This is a genomic window from Blautia sp. Sow4_E7 (assembly GCF_052116245.1).
In the GTDB taxonomy this organism is placed as follows: domain Bacteria; phylum Bacillota; class Clostridia; order Lachnospirales; family Lachnospiraceae; genus Blautia_A.
On record NZ_JBQKLL010000007.1, the window covers coordinates 77930 to 95358 of the forward strand.

Here is a 17429-nt window from a genome sequence, read left to right on the forward strand (position 1 = left end):
TTATTCTTCAGAACTGTCGCTGTTGTCACTTTCAGATGTATCTTCTGCACTATCTGCTGAATCAGAAGTGCCATCTGATGTGTTATCCTGTGCAGCAGAAACACTGTCCGTCTTAGCATTTCCAGAAGTCTTTCCCTCTGCTTTCTGCACCAGATACTCGTTTACCATGGTCACGCTGCCGCTTTGTGCAACCGCATCCTTACTTACCTGGCGCGGCACTGGGGTTGGAGTAGGACTTGGAATGGGAGTGATCTTCATCACACCCTGGGAGGCCGCATCCGGTGCCTTCACCGTCTTTTTGCTGCATGCACAGCTGCCTGCAAAAATCACGATCACCAGCAGGATCACTGCCAGAATACCGCCTTTGATCCACTGTTCACGGTTCTTTTTTAAACTTCTCTTTATTCTTCTTATCAGAATACGTATTTTTGCTTTCATCTGATACCTCCGTGTCAGATACTGGCTGGCATGAATTTTATGTCAACCAGTCATTTCCGGACACTATTAATTTTCATCCAGTTTCAGTACGCTCATAAATGCCTTCTGTGGAATCTCTACATTTCCAACCTGGCGCATTCTCTTCTTACCTTCCTTCTGTTTCTCCAGAAGCTTCTTCTTACGGGAAATATCACCGCCGTAGCATTTAGCAAGAACGTCTTTACGCATGGCCTTGACCGTCTCTCTTGCAATGATCTTGCTTCCGATTGCTGCCTGGATCGGGATCTCAAACAGCTGACGCGGGATCTCATCCTTCAGCTTCTCGCACATCTTGCGGCCTCTCTCGTAGGAAGTATCCGCATGTACAATAAAGGAAAGGGCATCCACCTCTTCTTTATTTACCAGAATATCCAGCTTCACAAGCTCACTTCTCTCATATCCGCAAAGCTCATAATCCAGGGAAGCGTATCCCCTGGAACGGGATTTCAGGGCATCAAAGAAATCGTAAATGATCTCGTTCAGCGGAAGCTTATATTTCAGAAGGGCACGTGTCTCTTCCATATACTCCATGCCAAGGTACTGACCGCGGCGCTCCTGGCAAAGATCCATAATAGCCCCGATAAATTCTGTGGTTACCATGATCTCTGCATTTACGATAGGTTCTTCCATATATTCGATCTCGGAAGGATCTGGAAGGTTAGTAGGATTGGTCAGATCGATCACTTCCCCGTTTGTCTTATGGACTTTGTAAATAACACTGGGGGCTGTAGTAACAAGATCCAGGTCATACTCTCTTTCCAGACGCTCCTGAATGATTTCCAGATGGAGCAGTCCAAGAAAACCGCAGCGGAATCCAAATCCAAGGGCAACAGATGTCTCCGGCTCATAGAATAAAGAAGCATCGTTTAACTGCAGCTTCTCCAAAGCATCCCGGAGATCTCCATATTTCGCACCGTCAGCCGGGTAAAGTCCGCAGTAAACCATTGGATTTACCTTCTTATATCCCGGCAAAGCCTCCTCACACGGGCGGTTATTGTCTGTAATGGTATCACCCACACGGGTATCTCTTACGTTCTTGATGCTGGCTGTAATATAGCCAACCATTCCGGCAGTCAGCTCCTCACATGGAATAAACTGACCGGCTCCAAAATATCCCACTTCTACAACTTCTGCCACAAATCCAGTAGCCATCATGCGGATGGTGGTTCCTTTGCGCACCTTTCCATCTACCATACGGCAGAAAACAATAGCTCCTTTGTAGGAATCATAAATGGAGTCAAAAATAAGTGCCTTCAGCGGTGCATCCGCATCTCCTGTAGGTGCCGGGATCTTGGCAACGACCTGTTCCAGAACCTGGTCTACATTCAGTCCGGTTTTTGCGGAAATCTGCGGTGCATCCTGAGCCTCAAGCCCGATCACATCCTCGATCTCGTTGATAACACGCTCCGGCTCAGCGCTTGGAAGGTCTACTTTATTAATTACTGGAATGACCTCAAGGTCATGATCCAGCGCCATGTAAACATTTGCCAACGTCTGTGCCTCAATTCCCTGTGCCGCATCCACAACAAGGATGGCACCGTCACAGGCTGCAAGGCTTCGTGAAACCTCATAGTTGAAATCCACGTGTCCAGGTGTGTCGATCAGGTTAAAGATATACTCTTCTCCGTCTTTTCCGTGATATACAGTACGGACAGCCTGGGATTTAATCGTAATTCCACGTTCTCTCTCCAGATCCATATTATCAAGAACCTGGGCCTGCATTTCTCTCTCAGTCAAAAGACCTGTCATCTCTATAATTCTGTCGGCCAGTGTAGATTTACCATGGTCAATATGTGCAATAATACAAAAATTTCGAATTTTACTCTGGTCTGTCATTCCAGACACTCCTCCTCTGGTTATGCTATGCTTTTTTGCTCTATCAAAAGATTATAGCACAGGTTAATTCTGTTTGTCACTGCCTTTTAGCACCCGATTCAAAATATCCGCAAAGGGTTCCATGGCATTTTTCACTTCCTGTACAGTGTTGGTCTGGGCGCCTGCTTCCAAAAGCAGGGCTCTTTTGCGCAAATGAAGATTGTAGCGCAGGCCAGCCAGATAAATGCCTCTGTAAAAAGTAGGATAATATAAGGCAGCCTGGTATTCCAGCTGAAAGGAAAAGGCCAGATTGTCCTGTATGTAGGGATTTGGGAGATAGGAAACCTGCCCCTGGGTATTGGTGTAGCTGAGTCCATTGTAAAACAGGATCTGAGCAGTTTCCTTTCCATTGATTTCTGTCACCAGCCGCCTGTCCTCGTCGATTCCATCCCGGTGCAGATCAATGACCACCTCCACAGACGGATTCTCTTCCAGAACCTTTTCCACATAATCCCCGGCATAATCGTAGGCCTTATTCCTGTCCAGTTCCCCGCTCATCATATCAAAAGCTTCTTTTATATGGATCACCTGGTAGCCGTATTTCTCCGTCAGCAGACTGGTCAGATAATTTCCAACGCCCACAATGGAGTCCTCTTCCTCCCCCTCCCTGGAATCGGAAAAGGTCTCCTGGGAATGGCTGTGATAAATAAGGATCTGCGGTTCCAGCGGGCCATGGCTCAGGGAAAAATCCTCTGCCAGAAATTCCGAGGCATTTATTTTTACGGCGGATGCATCGGTGTTCTCATCCACAATGTAAAAATTATTCATCAGATACTCATAGTCAGACAGCTTGTTCCTGGACAGATCCAGGATGGGATGGGGGAGGACGATTGTGGATTGGGGGAGAGTGTTTGCAGGCTGTGTTTCTGAAGTTGGCTGCTCTTCATTATCCGATTGAGTCTCTGATGTTATAATTTTGTCTTCTTTGTTATTGAAATTATCATTACTTGAAGAATTCAGATTTTTCTCTCGTTCTTCTTCCGTTACTCCCCCCTCCTTTTCATTAATTGCTTCTGTTCTATTATTTTCCCCCTCCAAGTTACGCTCAGCCTCTGCCAGCTCTCCTAAATATTCCCCATTCCGCTTCCCAATCTCAGCCAGAGTCTCCCCATCCAGTTCCAGCCAGGTTTCCTGCGCTTTCTCTTCTATAAAATAATAGAGTGGAAACTGCCTGTACACATTCTGCAAAGTTTCCCACAGGGAAAAAGGCTCTGGCAGCATGGCCAGAACCGCAAAAAAGCACAGACAAAGAAACACGCAGAAAGCTTTCTGGACTTTTGTCACGAAATCACCTCTTTTAAGGTTATACTATGACAAAGCCCGTCCCTATATGTTTCTTTTTTATTTCTGCTTCGTATAAGAGTTTATCTTCTGTCTCAGTTATCTATATTCAGATAAATTTCCTTCCAAATAAAAATTACTAGAGTCTGTTTGAAAAATGATTCTTCTTACGTACCTGACATCTTTTCACTTAACTCTCCTGCGCAAACGTCATATTTAATCCTTCTGAAATCGTAAAGCTCAGATATTTTATGGTCTCGTCCACATCCTTCGGCGTCACAAACATGCCATGAAGATGGGGCGAGATCATTTCTTCCAGAAATTCCTTTTGCTCCGCCTCATCCAGTGCCTCCAGCAAATGTGCCATGGAGTCATGAACAATGGTTGCCGCATCCACCACGGTTGGCACCCCGATCCCGATCACCTTCACTTTCAGATTTTCTTCCGTAAGACCATTTCTGTGATTTCCAACTCCCGAACCTGGGGTGATCCCGGTATCTGTGATCTGAATGGTCCGGTTCAGTCTTCTGGTACTTCTTGCAGCCAGAGCATCTACTGCGATCACCACATCAGGTCTGGTAATCTCCACGATGCCTTCCACAATTTCTGAGGTCTCCATTCCCGTCTGCCCCATCACTCCCGGAATAATTCCACTGATGGCATGAAGCGTTTCTTTCTCAGTGCTTTTCAGGCCATATTCCCGGATCAGATGGCGTGTCATATGAAGATTTCCGATTACTTCCGGTCCCAGGGAATCTGCCGTAATCCCCTGGTTTCCCAAGCCGACAACCAGCACAGATTTTTCTTTTTCCAGACCGATCAGACGCCGCAAATGTCTGGAAAGTTCCTCAGACACCTCCCTGTGATAATCTTCATCTGGCGCAGAAAGTCCCTCAGATTCAATTGTAATGTATGTGCCCTGGGGACGCCCCATCGCCCTGGCTCCATTCTCAGTGGTTATCTTTACCACCGTAGTCCGGATATCTTTTTCCTCATTATAATCCTCCTGAACCTCTACTCCCCGAACTTCCACATTGTCCTCTGTAAAACGCTCCCTTGCCTCTACAGCCAGATCTGTTCTGATTTTGTAAGTTCCAAGCATATCAGCTCCCTCCATCCTTTCACAAGCCCTTCCATATCACTGTTCACAGTAATACTTTCTATGTAATCTCCCCATTTTTTGTAAAAATATGTATTGACAATCTAAGGCAATTATTATAAACTATATAAGCGTGTTCATAGGAACGCCCGTGTCTGTTCTTATGATGCAATAAAATAATTATCACTCACGAATTGGAGGTGTACGAATTGGCTAACATCAAATCTGCAAAAAAGAGAATTTTAGTTAACAGAACAAAAGCTGCGAGAAACAAATCCATCCGTTCTGCTGTTAAAACTTCCATCAGAAAAGTTGACGAGGCAGTAGCAAACAACGATAAGGCAGCAGCAGAGGTTGCATTAAAAGAGGCTATCTCTACAATCAGCAAAGCAACTTCCAAAGGTGTTTATCACAAAAACAACTGCGCTAGAAAAGTTTCCCGTTTATCCAAAGCCGTTAACAGCATTGGCTAATAGATATCTGAATTTTTAGTTATAAGCTTATAAGTGAAAATTAAGGCAGTCGAACCGTCATCGACTGCCTTTTTTCTATGCTCCGAAATTCTGTGCTTATCAAAGTACTTCATTTCATACCAACAGATTTCCCTGCTGTGTCTTTCCGCTAACCTGCCTGTTTTTATCACTTACGCTCTTGCAGAACTATACTTCACGATCAACAGTTCCACGCTAAGCACATCCTGTAATCTTCCGGTCTTCACCGCTTCCTCTGCATCCACAAAATCCGCTACCGCCTGACACAGCTCACTGATCCGGTAAGACCTGGCACAGGCGGCCACATTTCTCACCACAAAAGACGGTACCCCAAGTCTTGATGCCATCTCCGGCTGAGGAATCCCCTCCTCTGCATACTCCTTCACCAGAAGCAATTGTCTGAACTGCTTGGCCAGAAGAAACAGGATTCTCATAGGCGGCTCCTTCAAAGTAAGAAGATCATAATAAAGTTCCAATGCCCGTTTCTGATTCTTCTCCGTTACCGCACGCACCATGTCAAAAATCTTATTCTGTGTCTGTGTGGTGCAGACCTCCTGTATATCCTTCCCAGTTACCACATCCCGGTCTCCCGTGTAGGAAATCAGCTTTTCCAGTTCCATTCGCAGATTTCCCATATCCACACCAGTCATGGTAAGAAGAAGCTCCATATCCCGCTGGGTGATCATCTTTCCCTCTCGTTTCAAAAGCCCTGCTGCCCAACGCATTAAAGTCTTCTCATCCTGGGTTACAAACTCCCCGATCCTTCCAGCCGCTTTTACCGCCTTATACATACGGTTTCTTTTGTCTACTTCGTTTTCTACAAAAATAAGGCAGAGATAGTCTGGCAATTCTTTCATATAATCAGCCAGCTCATCACATTTGTTCTTGAAAAAGCCGGTATCTTCCAGAAGGATCACTCTGCGTTCTGAAAAAAAAGGCATAGTTTCACACAGATCGATCAATTCTTTCACATCGATGTTTCTGCCCTCATAGTGATTGAAATTCATGGTATCGCCATCCGGGTTCAAGGCCTGTACCAGTTTATGTTTATACTGTTGTTTCAGATAGGCTTCCTCTCCATACAACAGATAGGCCTGTTTAAAATTGCCCGACTTTATATCTTCCTGGATATTCTTCAAAATGTACGCTCCTGTCTTCTTATCCGTTACTGACCACGACTTTCTCCAAAACACCTGGCGGAACATTTCCTGCGATCAGCAACTCTTATCAGTCTGACTTCACCGTCACACCTGACGCTCCTTTAAACCATACCACATTTTTGTGTTTTATAAAAGTGTATTTTGGGCTGATTAGCCTTCTATATATTTTTTAACCGCAATTTCTCCCTTCTCCCAGCAGACACTTACCGCCCCGTTTTTCATGGTAAAACAAGTCTGGCAGCCCGCTTCCTCCAGGCGTTTCACCACTTCCGGCGAAGGATGTCCATAGGTATTGGCTGCTGAGCAGGAAATAAAAGCATACTCCGGACGTACAGTATCAAGGAATTGCTGGCAGGTTGAATAGTGGGAGCCATGATGCCCAACTTTCAAGAAATCCACATCTTCCAAAAGTCCCTGTGCCATCAGCTTTTTCTCTGTCTCTTCTCCAATATCTCCTGTCAGTAGTCCTCGGAATTTCTCATATTCAGCCAGTATTACCATGCCATCTTCATTTACATCCGAACCTGATGCCTCTTGAAAAGGAGCTAAAACATTCAACCTCAGTTTTCCTGCCTTCAACTGGTTTCCAGCCTCCAGCTTTCTTACTGGAATCCCTGCAGTCATTGCCAATGCCTCCAATTTCTGCCAGGCATCAGGAGGATTTTTCCATTTTGGAAGATAAAGGCATCCAATTTTCACGGAATTAAGATTCATAGTTGTCAGTTCCAAAATTTCCTGTATTCCATTGATATGATCCTGATCTGTATGGGAAACAAAAATGCCATCAATCCGGGAAATTCCTTGATTTTTCAGGTAGGGCAGTATCTGGTACTGCCCTACGCTCGATTTGTTGGTACTCCCTCCATCCACCAGGAAGCAATTCCCTTCTGGCGTGCGCAGCACAATCCCATCTCCCTGGCCTACATCCAGGCATGTGATGGAAAAAGGCTCTGGCCCACGCCAGGTCAGAATGAGCAGGGCTATGCCCATAACTGCCAGTGCTGTTATCCTGCGACCTGCCTGATTTATTTCAAATCTATTCCTTTCGTTCTCCTTTCCCACACTATGTATTGCTCTATTTCGTAAACGATGATTTTGCAATTTAGAGTTTTGCTTTTTTTCATTCCATATTTTTTTATTTTGCGGCTTTTTATTCTGTATTTCTTCTCTTTTCTGAAATGTTTTTCCCTTTCCGGCATCTTTATATGTAAGCACTGCAACTGCGCCTGCCAGAAGAACATAATATACCACCACCTGCCACAGCCTGGGCTGACCGGCGATCCAGGTTCCTATCGGCAGGTTGCCAGCCAGTTTACATAACGCATCATAAACTTTCGCCAGTATTCTTCCTGGTAAAATTACAACACTTCCAACCTTATAGTTCGCGCAGCCAGCTAAAACCCCCAGTACGCCGCTCCCCAATAAAATTCCTACTGTAGGCAGCACGATCAGGTTCAAAAATATTCCGATCAAGGACACCTCTCCGAAGAAATACAGGGATACTGGAAGCATAGTCAGCTGAACTCCCAGAGATGCAATTAACGCCAGTACTAGTTTCTCCTTTCCGTTTCTGGTTATAGCCGGAACTACCACCCCCGCCCCCACAACTGCACTAAAAGACAAAAGAAATCCACTGCTATACAAATACGCCCCAGAATCTCCTACCATCATTACTGCAGAAACCGCCAGCGCAGTAGGAAGATCATAAATCCGCCCGGTTATTTTCGCCCCAACTGCTATTAGAAACATACAGACTGCACGCATAGTGGACACACTTCCACCTGTCATGATTCCGTATTGAAGCAGAAAAAACAGTGAAATAATACCAGATGGCCAGATTCCCATTCCAGTTTTCATTAACAGATTATAAATCCCCATGCCCACAACACTGATATGCAGGCCTGAGATCGCCAGCACATGTACAATTCCTGAAACCTGATAGCGAAGCTTTACCCCTTTGTCTAAGCTGCTTTTATCCCCAAGCACGATTGCCTGAAAAATCCCAGATTCTTTTCCCGAAATTTTCTCCAACACACTGCCCAAATACTCCCGCAGCTGATTCATCCCCTGCCGGTATACCGAATAGTTTTTCGATTTTTCCAATATTTCTGCTTTTTTCATAAAATAAAATATATGCTGGGTGGCATAATACTGCTGACTGTCAAATTCTCCCGGATTCCGCTTTTCTTCTACTCTCTCCAGCTTTCCGGACACCAAAACAACAGTTCCAACTGGAACTTCTACTTTTTTCTTTAAAAATACTTTTACATTTTCGATGGATATTTTTTTCGATTGGTTTTTCTCTGACTGATTTTTCTTTGGTTGATAGATTAGATAAGCATTGCTTAGATAAATAGATTGTGTAAATTCATTTTCTGTGGTCTGTAACACTTCCCCGCAAACAGATGCCTGCGGATGTTTCTCAATCCAGGAAGCTGTATTTTCCGGAACAGGATTTCCCCGGATAAGGGGAAGTCCTGCCCGGTCAGCCGCACACAGAAAGAGCATCAGTGCAAGACACAACAGACACAGCGGTCTTCGCGTCATCTTATGCGCCTTTCCTTGTTAGCCCTGATCTTCTGTTAAGATCAGATCTGTGTTCTTGTTAAAAAGATTATATAAAGATGTTCCATCACTTAAAGTAGCTTCTGTATTTCCCTCAATTGAAATCTGTACCTTATCTGCTGATGACGTATCCAAAAGAGAATTTACAACTGAGTAGATCATGGTATTCACAGGAATATCAACTCCGGAATCCGAAAAAGCTGAGCTGAAATTCACATAACAGATATTATCCGATACTTCCACTCCCAGAATATCTGTATCCTGCGGAATAGTGGGATAATGTCCCTTTACCATTGGTCCCTTGGCCAGCTGCTCCAGGATAACCCTTTCTCTTGGCAGAATTCTTTTGTAATATACGTTTCTCTGCTCTGCCACAAGATGTTCTCCTGACTTGTCCGTGAAATAAAGGGTAAAGGTATCATAACGATAAGCATCCTTGTCAGAGCCCCACATTTCCACGAAGGTATTGCTGTCGATCACACCCACAGCCTGTCCTTTGGAATCAGTAAGCTCCTGGCTTCCTATAAAGATCTTCACTCCGGTAACTCCCGGGATCTGTAGAAAGGTTCTTGCCACACCTGCACGCACCAGAATCTCTCTGGTCCGCGAAATATTGCTGTAATCACTGTTAAACTCCAGCTCCAGTAAGGATTCATTCAGCCGGTAGGTAACAAGCTGGACACCAGAGGGCAGAAGAGCCTGATTTTCCCCATTTGCTTCCTGGCTGTTCAGAATCCCCATAAAGTCCTGGATCATAAACTCAGCGCTTTCCTGCTCCGGATAGTACTGAACTTTTACAACTTTCGTCTCATCTTTGTTTATATAATATAAATAATACTGGTTACTGACGCTCTCGGCCTTCTCTGTCTGAGATTCCGCCGAGCATCCGCTAAGAAGGCTGATGACCAGAAGCAGCGCCGTCACTGTACTTAAAAGTTTCTTCATCTGGCACCTCCTACGGAATATATGATAATGGAATGCGGACAGTGAAGGTAGTTCCCTCCCCTTCCTTGCTGGCCACCTGAATCGTACCATGGTGCATGGTTACTGCACTTCTGGTAATCGCAAGGCCAAGACCTGTGCCGCCAATTTCCTTGGAATGGGATTTGTCCACACGATAAAAACGCTCAAAAATCCTTCCAATTGAATCTTCCGGAATGCCCATTCCGGAATCTGCAACTTTCACATAGAAATATTTATGGTCAGCATCCAGGGTTACACGAACCCATCCATCATCAACATTGTATTTAATACCATTTTCAACTAAATTGCTCACTGCAAGGGTGAACTTTACTTCATCCACATCTGCTTCCACAGGACGGAAACTGTCCAGGATCAGATCAATATTTCGCTTGTCTGCAATAGGACGAAGTCTTTTTAAAATATCTTCCAGAAGCTGGTTGATATTCATATGCTCCACATTCAGATCTGCTGCCTTCTTATCCATTTTCACAAGTGAAAGAAGATCTGTAATGATCTTGTTTTCTCTGTCGATTTCCGCAGTAATGTCCCCCATAAACTCCTGATACAGTTCTTCGGGAACCCCTTCCTGTCCCACCAGGGAGTCCGCAAGTACTTTCATAGACGTAAGGGGAGTTTTCAGCTCATGAGACACATTGGAAACAAACTCATTTCTGGACTCGTCCAGAATCTTCATCCTGGAAAGCATCTTATTAAATGCATCTGTGATCAGCGCTGTCTCTGTATAATCCGGAACAGAAATCTCCTCATTCTGGTAACCATCAGTCAGATCTTCAATAGACTTGGTTACACGGGCAAATGGTTTCACAAGCACTGTAGAAAGTACATATCCCAAAAGGATAGCCAGAACAATAATAATTCCTGTGATCAGAATGCTCTTCTGCTCCAGTTCCTGAATGTTCTGTGCGATCTCATTGGAAGAAAAGCTGATCAGCATGGCACCCTGAAGCTGCTTTACTTCCGGGCTTTTAACAGGAATTGCCATTTCGATCTTCTGTGTTTTATTGTTATAGCGGCTTGCTTCCTCGCCTTTGAAACATTTGATCACCATAGTAGAGATCAATGTTTTCCCTTCATCTACGCCATAGGTATCCTTGATAATCCTATAGTCCCTGTCAACTAACAGAATCCTTCCGTCATATACATTAGACAACAACTCCAGCTTGCTGTTTACATTCTGCGAGCTGGAGTCATTCATATAATTCTCTTTAATTAACAGGTTGCACAAAATGTCACACTGCTTTTCAACAGTCTGCTTACGGACAGCCACAGCCTTGCTCTCATAGGCAGCCACCATCACATGAGCAACAATGACACTTGGTACAATCCCCAGAATGACCAGAATGATCAGAATACGGAAACGCAGACTTTTTAGGAAGCTGGGTTTCTTTTTCTCTGGCATGGCTTAGGCCTGGAAATAATATCCCACACCCCATTTGGTGTGTACATATTTCGGCTCACTGGGATTCGCCTCAATTTTCTCACGTAAACGACGGATATGTACATCCACAGTACGAACATCACCTGGATACTCATATCCCCATACAATATTAAGCAGGTTCTCACGGCTGTAAACTTTATTCGGATTAAACACCAGAAGCTCCAGCACATCAAATTCTTTGGCAGTGAGATTGATCTCCTTGCCAGCAATAAACACGCGGCGGCTCTCGCAGTCCATCTTCAGATCACCAGCCTCAATGGTCTTGGCTTTCTCTTTTTCTTCCTGATTGCTGCCTGCACGACGCATGATTGCCTTAATTCTCGCTTTTACCTCAAGAATATTAAATGGCTTGGTGATATAATCGTCTGCGCCATACTCAAGTCCAAGGATCTTATCCATGTCCTCGCCTTTTGCTGTCAGCATTACAATAGGAACATTTGAAAATTCCCTGATCTGCTGGCACACTTCGAAGCCATCCATCTTAGGCAGCATAAGATCCAGAAGGATGATATCATATTTCTTCTCCTTCGCCATCTCCAATGCTTCCTCGCCATCGTAGGCACAATCCACTTCCATTCCATCCTGCTCCAGGCTGAAACGGATTCCTTTTACGATCAGTTTCTCATCATCTACTACCAAAACTTTCCTGCTCATTTAAGAATCTCCCTTATCCAGCTGATATCTTGTCTTTTATTTTTGAAAAGGTACCTTCTTTGATACCTTCTACATTCATGATCTCTTCTATAGAAGTAAAGCCTCCGTGTTCCTCTCTGTATGCGATGATGGCTTCAGCTTTGGACTGCCCGATTCCGCTTAACGTAGAGAGCTGTCCCACATCTGCAGTATTCAGATCGATCCTGGAATCACCACCCGCGCCATCTCCAGAGCTTCCTGTATCTCCTGAAAAAATTCCTGAAGAATTCCCCGCCTGACTGCCCTGGATCTCTCTCGAACCTAAATTCCCGGCATCCCCACTGTCAGTCAGCGCTTCTGGTACCTTCGCCATGGCAAGTTCCAGATTCTCTGTTACTTCTTCCTCAGTGGGCACATAAATCTGCTGCCCGTCGCCGATGCTTCTGGCTCTGTTCAGATAATTTATGGCTGCCTCTGGCAAATAACCGCCAGCAGCTTCCACAGCCTGGAAAATACGTGCCCCTTCAGCCAGCTCATAAACACCTGGATTCACAACGGCTCCGCATACATCAACAAATATTTTCTGTGGAACCAACGTTTCTGATGGCGCATTTGAAATTAAATTCTCTGCACTCTCATCTAGCCCAGCTTCCTCGCCCTCTGACTTTTCTTCGTCCTCTTCCGAAGTTATCTCTTCCAGAAAAACCTCTTCCCGGCGCGTACAGCCTGTCAGTACCAGCACCGTACAGAAAAGAAGCAATACAATCCAGTTTCCACATCTATATTTCTTTTTTATTTCCATGTGGGTTCCCCTTTCGCTTTATGCACAGGTTCCCACTACTCATGCTTTACCTCATCTATTTTAACGAAACTTTACATTTTTTACAATACCATTTCTAATTTTTATCAGACTTTTATCTATTTGCCTTATTTCTCCCATTTAAATATGACAATTCCTACAATAGCAATCGCCATACCGATCAGTTTCCGCCACTGAAAATCCACCTTTTCCACGCCAAAAAGCCCAAACAATTCGATTATATAGGCAACTGCCAGCTGGGAGATCACGATCAGCATGGCAGCCCTTGCAGGTTCCAGGCTTCCCATGCTCTGAATGACCGTTATGGTAATAAATGCCCCGATCACACCGCCCAGCAAAGTATATTTATTCTCCACCTGCCACAATGCCCCGATACTGTCCCTTCCTGTAAAGATCCACGCCAGGATACAGACCAGAAATGCGGAAAACTGCACCCAGCCGGTTGACACCCACAGGCTGGTCTGCTTGGTCACTTCAGTGTTAAAAACGCCCTGAATACTCATCAATGCTCCTGATATCAGCGCCACAAAAAATCCCCACATATAATACCTCCATAAGCTCTCCTATACTTTCAACTTCTTCCTCTGATCCGATTGACATTCTGCTGGATTATCAAAAGATGTTCCTTTTCCCTGGAAGAAAAGGAGGTGCTCTTCTGGCACCTCCACAATAGTATTATATGTATTTTTCAAAGATTCATTCACCTTGCAAGCTTTTTGCTCTTTTGGGTTACACAGCAACGGCAATAATTGGAAGAGGATAAGATCCAAAGGAAAGCAGGAATGATAATAGCAAGAACCCCCGTATTCCACACCATATGAAGCAGCATAGCTGCCAATGTGCAGACAGGAAGTACTTTTCCAGTCAGCAGGTAAGTCTTATAGCTTGCCTGGTAGATTTCTTCCTTCTCCGCTTCGTCACAGCTTGCAAGCCACTGTTCCTGAAATTTCAAAGAAGTAGGATCCCCTTTCTTCTCCGGATAAAGTTTCTGGATCAGCTTTATATAGCGGACCTGCCACAAACTAAAATATCCGACAATCCCCAAAAACACCACTATTCCTGCTAAAAATCTCCATGTCTCACCATCACTCTGGCTCTCAATATATTTCATGGAATATCCTGGTGAAATGATCAGCATCATAAGAACAGTTCCCACTGTACTTGCAATCACACCCCAGCTGGAGGATACTTCAATATGATACTGCAGTTCATGATATTCTTCATCCTCTGCATCCTCCATCTGGGCCCCCATTCTCTTCATCTTCGCAAAATGTATCTCACAGATCATAATACAAATCACACCGCAGATACATTCTAACAGCAATGCATGATCACGTATAGCGAAAAGGAACCTATTCATCCCATGTCCAATTGCCGCTATGAAATTCTCCCCACTCCACGCTGTAACAAAACCAAAAATACCGCCAACAACACCGCCAGCTGCCATAAGCAGTATCATCTTTAGATACGAATTCATTTTCTTCTTGTCAGATTTTCCCTTATTCATCTTCTCCATCCTCCGTATAAGTAAAAATATCTTCCACTGTCACCTGGCAGATCTTCGCAAGCTTCAAAGCCAGCGTCACTGATGGTGAATAGTCTCCCCTCTCGATCAGGCTGATCGTCTGCCTGGATACCCCTGCCAGCTTCCCCATGTCAGCCTGATTGATCCCAAGCCTGGCACGATATTCCTTCAACCGATTCTCCAGCGCCATTTCAAAGGCTCCTTTCTTTCTCTTTCGTAGTATATTCAATTGTTTTCCTAAAATGACTTATTTTTTTGTCATTATGACAAGTTTATTTGTCATTTCTTGATGTTCATATTGTATCATTGACAACTTTACTTGTCAACACATTTTTCAGCATTTTCCCAAAATCATATTCATAGAACCATGCACCCGATCTTATATGGCAATCTGCAAAAAGATTTCTGAAATTTTCTATATTTTCCATCTATTCAACAGCTCCCACAATTGCTATAATATTTTCAACAAATATGGCACCCGGGCTGGCGTGTCAAAAATGAAAGGAGACCAACAATGGCAGACGAAAAGAACATCACAACAGCAGGCGAAGAAGAAATTGAGATCATCACACTCACAGATGAGAACGGCGAAGACATGGATTTCGAATTTCTGGATCTTGTTGAGTACGAAGGCAAGCGCTACGCAGTTCTTCTCCCACCTATTGAGGACGTGGAAGGTGAAGACGAGAACGAGGATGAGGAAGTGCTGATCCTTCAGGTAGAGGATGATGGAACTGAGGAAAACGAAAGCTATGTTTTCGTTGATGACGATGATATTCTCACCGCAGTTTTCGATATCTTCAAAGAGAAATTCAAAGACGAATTTGACTTCGCAGAAGAATAAAATCACCCAAAATTCTAAACATCAAGGCTCCATATACGGAGCTTAAACGCTAGAAAAAGGTACCTCAAATTCAACTTTGAGATACCTTTTTCTAGCATTTTTATTCTCTTTTAAGGCTAAAAATCAGCTCTTATTTACGCCAGACACTCATCCAGAATCTCTGCCATTTCATCAATATCTGCCTTCGTGATCACAAGCGGAGGTACAATACGAAGCACGTCACTTCCAGCTGAAATAACCAGCAGTTTCTTCTCCAGAGCTTTCTTAACAACTTCTCCTACAGGACGTCCTGCAATGACAATTCCCTGCATAAATCCCATACCTCTTCTTGCAACAGCACACTCATGTTTCTCTACAAGTTCATCCAGTTTTTTCTCAAGATATGGTGTTAATTCCTGTACATGAGTGAGGATCATATCCTTCTCATAAATATCAAAAACCTTGCTTACTGCAGCACATACAAATGGGTTTCCGCCATAGGTTGTACCGTGATCTCCTGGCTTCAGGGAAGCCTGTGCAACCTTCTTATTCAATACAAAAGCACCTACCGGAACACCGCATCCAAGTGCTTTTGCGCAGGTCATAATATCTGGCTGAACACCGTATGCCTGCCATGCAAAATAGTATCCGGAACGTCCCATTCCACACTGGATCTCATCCAGAATGAGAAGAATATCCTTCTCATCACACAGGGCACGAACGCCCTCCAAGAACTCTCTTGTAGCCGGATAAATACCGCCTTCTCCCTGTACCGTTTCCATAATAATGGCACAAGTTTTATCTGTAACCTGGGCTTTTACGCTCTCCAGATCGTTAAAATCAGCAAACTTTACACCACCCATAAGGGGCTCAAAAGGCTCACGATAATGTGCATTTCCTGTAACCGAAAGTGCTCCGATTGATCTTCCATGGAAGGAATGATTCATGGCAATGATCTCATGATCTGCATGTCCGTCACGCTCGTAAGCGTATTTTTTTGCAGCCTTTAAAGCACCTTCAATAGCCTCTGTACCGCTGTTTGTAAAGAAAGCTTTGTCCATGCGGCTTGCATTTATCAGCTTAGCACCAGCCTCAATAGTCGGCTCATTATAATACAAATTGGAAATATGAGTCAGCTTGTCAATCTGCTCTTTCAGTGCTTCATCGTATCCCGGATAATGATATCCAAGTGAATTTACAGCGATTCCAGCTGCAAAATCCAGGTACTTGGCACCTTCAGAATCATAAAGATGTACGCCCTCTCCACGCTCAAAAACAACAGGAAAACGATTATATGTATGAAGCACACTTGCTTCAAATTCTTCCATCTGATTATTCATGTTCATGGTAATATTTCTCTCCGTCCTCTCTTAAAATAGCAGTACCAATACCTTTGTTTGTGAAGATTTCCAACAACAGACTGTGCGGGATTCTTCCATCCAGAATATGCACTCTGTTAACGCCATGCTCAATTGCTTCAATACAGTTGTTCAGCTTCGGAATCATTCCTCCGCCAACATATCCATCCTCGATCAGCTTCCGCGCTTCCTGAATATGGAGCTCTGAAATCAGAGATGACGGATCATCTTTGTCCTTGTAAACGCCTTCAATATCGGAAAGGAATGCCAGCTTCTCAGCATGTACCGCTTCTGCAATTGCGCATGCCGCATCGTCTGCATTGATGTTATAGCTGTCATAATTATCATCAAATCCGATTGGGAAAACGATCGGAAGAAAATCTTTTTCCAGCAGATCATAAAGGATTTTCGGGTTTACTTCTGTAATATCACCAACAAATCCAATATCCTCTCCGTTTGAATATTTCTTCTTGCATTTTAAGAGTCCGCCATCTTTTCCGCTGATACCAACAGCCTGTACACCAAGAGATTCCACATGGGTAACCAGTTCTTTGTTTACCCTTGCAAGAACCATCTCTGCGATTTCCATTGTCTGGGCATCTGTTACACGAAGGCCATTGATAAACTTGGCTTCCATGCCAACCTTTCCAACCCATTTGCTGATTTCCTTGCCGCCTCCATGCACAATGATCGGCTTGAAACCAACCAGTTTCAGAAGAACTGCGTCCTTAATTACATTTGCCTTCAGTTCTTCATCCAGCATAGCGCTTCCGCCATATTTGATAACGACGATCTTACGGTTAAAACGCTGTATATAAGGAAGTGCCTCAATCAACACCTCTGCCTTGTCAAGATATTTCTGATTTACCATTTTTCTCTTACCTTTCTTTCACATTTCCT

17 protein-coding genes are annotated in these 17429 nt (G+C 44.1%); 2 read left to right on the forward strand and 15 right to left on the reverse strand.

All coding sequences use genetic code 11. The features are described from left to right. From ACTQ50_RS06415 to gpr, 4 genes are all read right to left on the reverse strand, one after another. Entirely contained in the window at positions 1-438 is a 438-nt protein-coding gene (locus ACTQ50_RS06415; protein WP_441483487.1) for a hypothetical protein, read from the reverse strand. A 66-nt stretch (positions 439-504) separates the two neighbouring features. Then, positions 505-2313 carry a translation elongation factor 4 gene (lepA, locus tag ACTQ50_RS06420; protein ID WP_226819652.1) on the reverse strand — a complete coding sequence of 603 codons (1809 nt, stop codon included), beginning with the start codon at positions 2311-2313 and terminating at the stop codon, positions 505-507. Between the two features lie 63 nt (positions 2314-2376). Then, positions 2377-3636, reverse strand: a complete 1260-nt coding sequence (locus ACTQ50_RS06425) for a stage II sporulation protein P (RefSeq protein ID WP_441483488.1) — start codon at positions 3634-3636, stop codon at positions 2377-2379. 187 nt (positions 3637-3823) lie between these two features. After that, positions 3824-4735, reverse strand: a complete 912-nt coding sequence (gpr, locus tag ACTQ50_RS06430; RefSeq protein ID WP_441483489.1) for a GPR endopeptidase — start codon at positions 4733-4735, stop codon at positions 3824-3826. 206 nt (positions 4736-4941) lie between these two features. Between gpr and rpsT the strand changes: the two genes are divergently transcribed. Next, complete coding sequence (rpsT, locus tag ACTQ50_RS06435) at positions 4942-5205, forward strand: 30S ribosomal protein S20 (RefSeq protein WP_330633960.1); 264 nt, start codon at positions 4942-4944, stop codon at positions 5203-5205. Positions 5206-5375: 170 nt separating this feature from the next. Here rpsT and holA read toward each other — a convergent pair whose 3' ends face one another. The 9 genes from holA to ACTQ50_RS06480 form a co-directional block, all read right to left on the reverse strand. Then, positions 5376-6362 carry a DNA polymerase III subunit delta gene (gene holA, locus ACTQ50_RS06440; protein ID WP_441483490.1) on the reverse strand — a complete coding sequence of 329 codons (987 nt, stop codon included), beginning with the start codon at positions 6360-6362 and terminating at the stop codon, positions 5376-5378. Between the two features lie 171 nt (positions 6363-6533). Further along, positions 6534-8930: a ComEC/Rec2 family competence protein gene (locus tag ACTQ50_RS06445; protein WP_441483491.1), complete on the reverse strand. Its 2397-nt coding sequence runs from the start codon at positions 8928-8930 to the stop codon at positions 6534-6536. Between the two features lie 18 nt (positions 8931-8948). After that, positions 8949-9893 carry a GerMN domain-containing protein gene (locus ACTQ50_RS06450; protein WP_441483492.1) on the reverse strand — a complete coding sequence of 315 codons (945 nt, stop codon included), beginning with the start codon at positions 9891-9893 and terminating at the stop codon, positions 8949-8951. A gap of 10 nt (positions 9894-9903) precedes the next feature. Continuing rightward, positions 9904-11331, reverse strand: a complete 1428-nt coding sequence (locus ACTQ50_RS06455) for a sensor histidine kinase (protein WP_441483493.1) — start codon at positions 11329-11331, stop codon at positions 9904-9906. A gap of 3 nt (positions 11332-11334) precedes the next feature. Then, positions 11335-12024: a response regulator transcription factor gene (locus tag ACTQ50_RS06460; protein ID WP_021925592.1), complete on the reverse strand. Its 690-nt coding sequence runs from the start codon at positions 12022-12024 to the stop codon at positions 11335-11337. Positions 12025-12037: 13 nt separating this feature from the next. Beyond that, complete coding sequence (locus tag ACTQ50_RS06465) at positions 12038-12805, reverse strand: helix-hairpin-helix domain-containing protein (protein WP_441483494.1); 768 nt, start codon at positions 12803-12805, stop codon at positions 12038-12040. A gap of 125 nt (positions 12806-12930) precedes the next feature. Beyond that, positions 12931-13365: a DMT family transporter gene (locus tag ACTQ50_RS06470; protein WP_441483495.1), complete on the reverse strand. Its 435-nt coding sequence runs from the start codon at positions 13363-13365 to the stop codon at positions 12931-12933. 158 nt (positions 13366-13523) lie between these two features. Beyond that, on the reverse strand, positions 13524-14330 hold the full coding sequence (locus ACTQ50_RS06475; RefSeq protein ID WP_441483496.1) for a DUF3169 family protein: 807 nt from the start codon (positions 14328-14330) through the stop codon (positions 13524-13526). Then, positions 14323-14538 carry a helix-turn-helix transcriptional regulator gene (locus ACTQ50_RS06480; RefSeq protein ID WP_118579737.1) on the reverse strand — a complete coding sequence of 72 codons (216 nt, stop codon included), beginning with the start codon at positions 14536-14538 and terminating at the stop codon, positions 14323-14325. The genes ACTQ50_RS06475 and ACTQ50_RS06480 overlap by 8 nt, the downstream gene beginning before the upstream one ends. Positions 14539-14862: 324 nt before the next feature. Between ACTQ50_RS06480 and ACTQ50_RS06485 the strand changes: the two genes are divergently transcribed. After that, positions 14863-15192 carry a DUF1292 domain-containing protein gene (locus tag ACTQ50_RS06485; RefSeq protein WP_441483497.1) on the forward strand — a complete coding sequence of 110 codons (330 nt, stop codon included), beginning with the start codon at positions 14863-14865 and terminating at the stop codon, positions 15190-15192. Positions 15193-15326: 134 nt separating this feature from the next. On the opposite strand, the gene ACTQ50_RS06490 is transcribed toward ACTQ50_RS06485, so the two are convergent. After that, positions 15327-16517, reverse strand: coding sequence for an aspartate aminotransferase family protein (locus tag ACTQ50_RS06490; protein WP_441483498.1), 1191 nt, complete (start codon positions 16515-16517; stop codon positions 15327-15329). Then, positions 16504-17400 carry an acetylglutamate kinase gene (argB, locus tag ACTQ50_RS06495; RefSeq protein WP_441483499.1) on the reverse strand — a complete coding sequence of 299 codons (897 nt, stop codon included), beginning with the start codon at positions 17398-17400 and terminating at the stop codon, positions 16504-16506. Before argB ends, ACTQ50_RS06490 begins: the two co-directional genes overlap by 14 nt. Positions 17401-17429 lie beyond the last annotated feature (29 nt).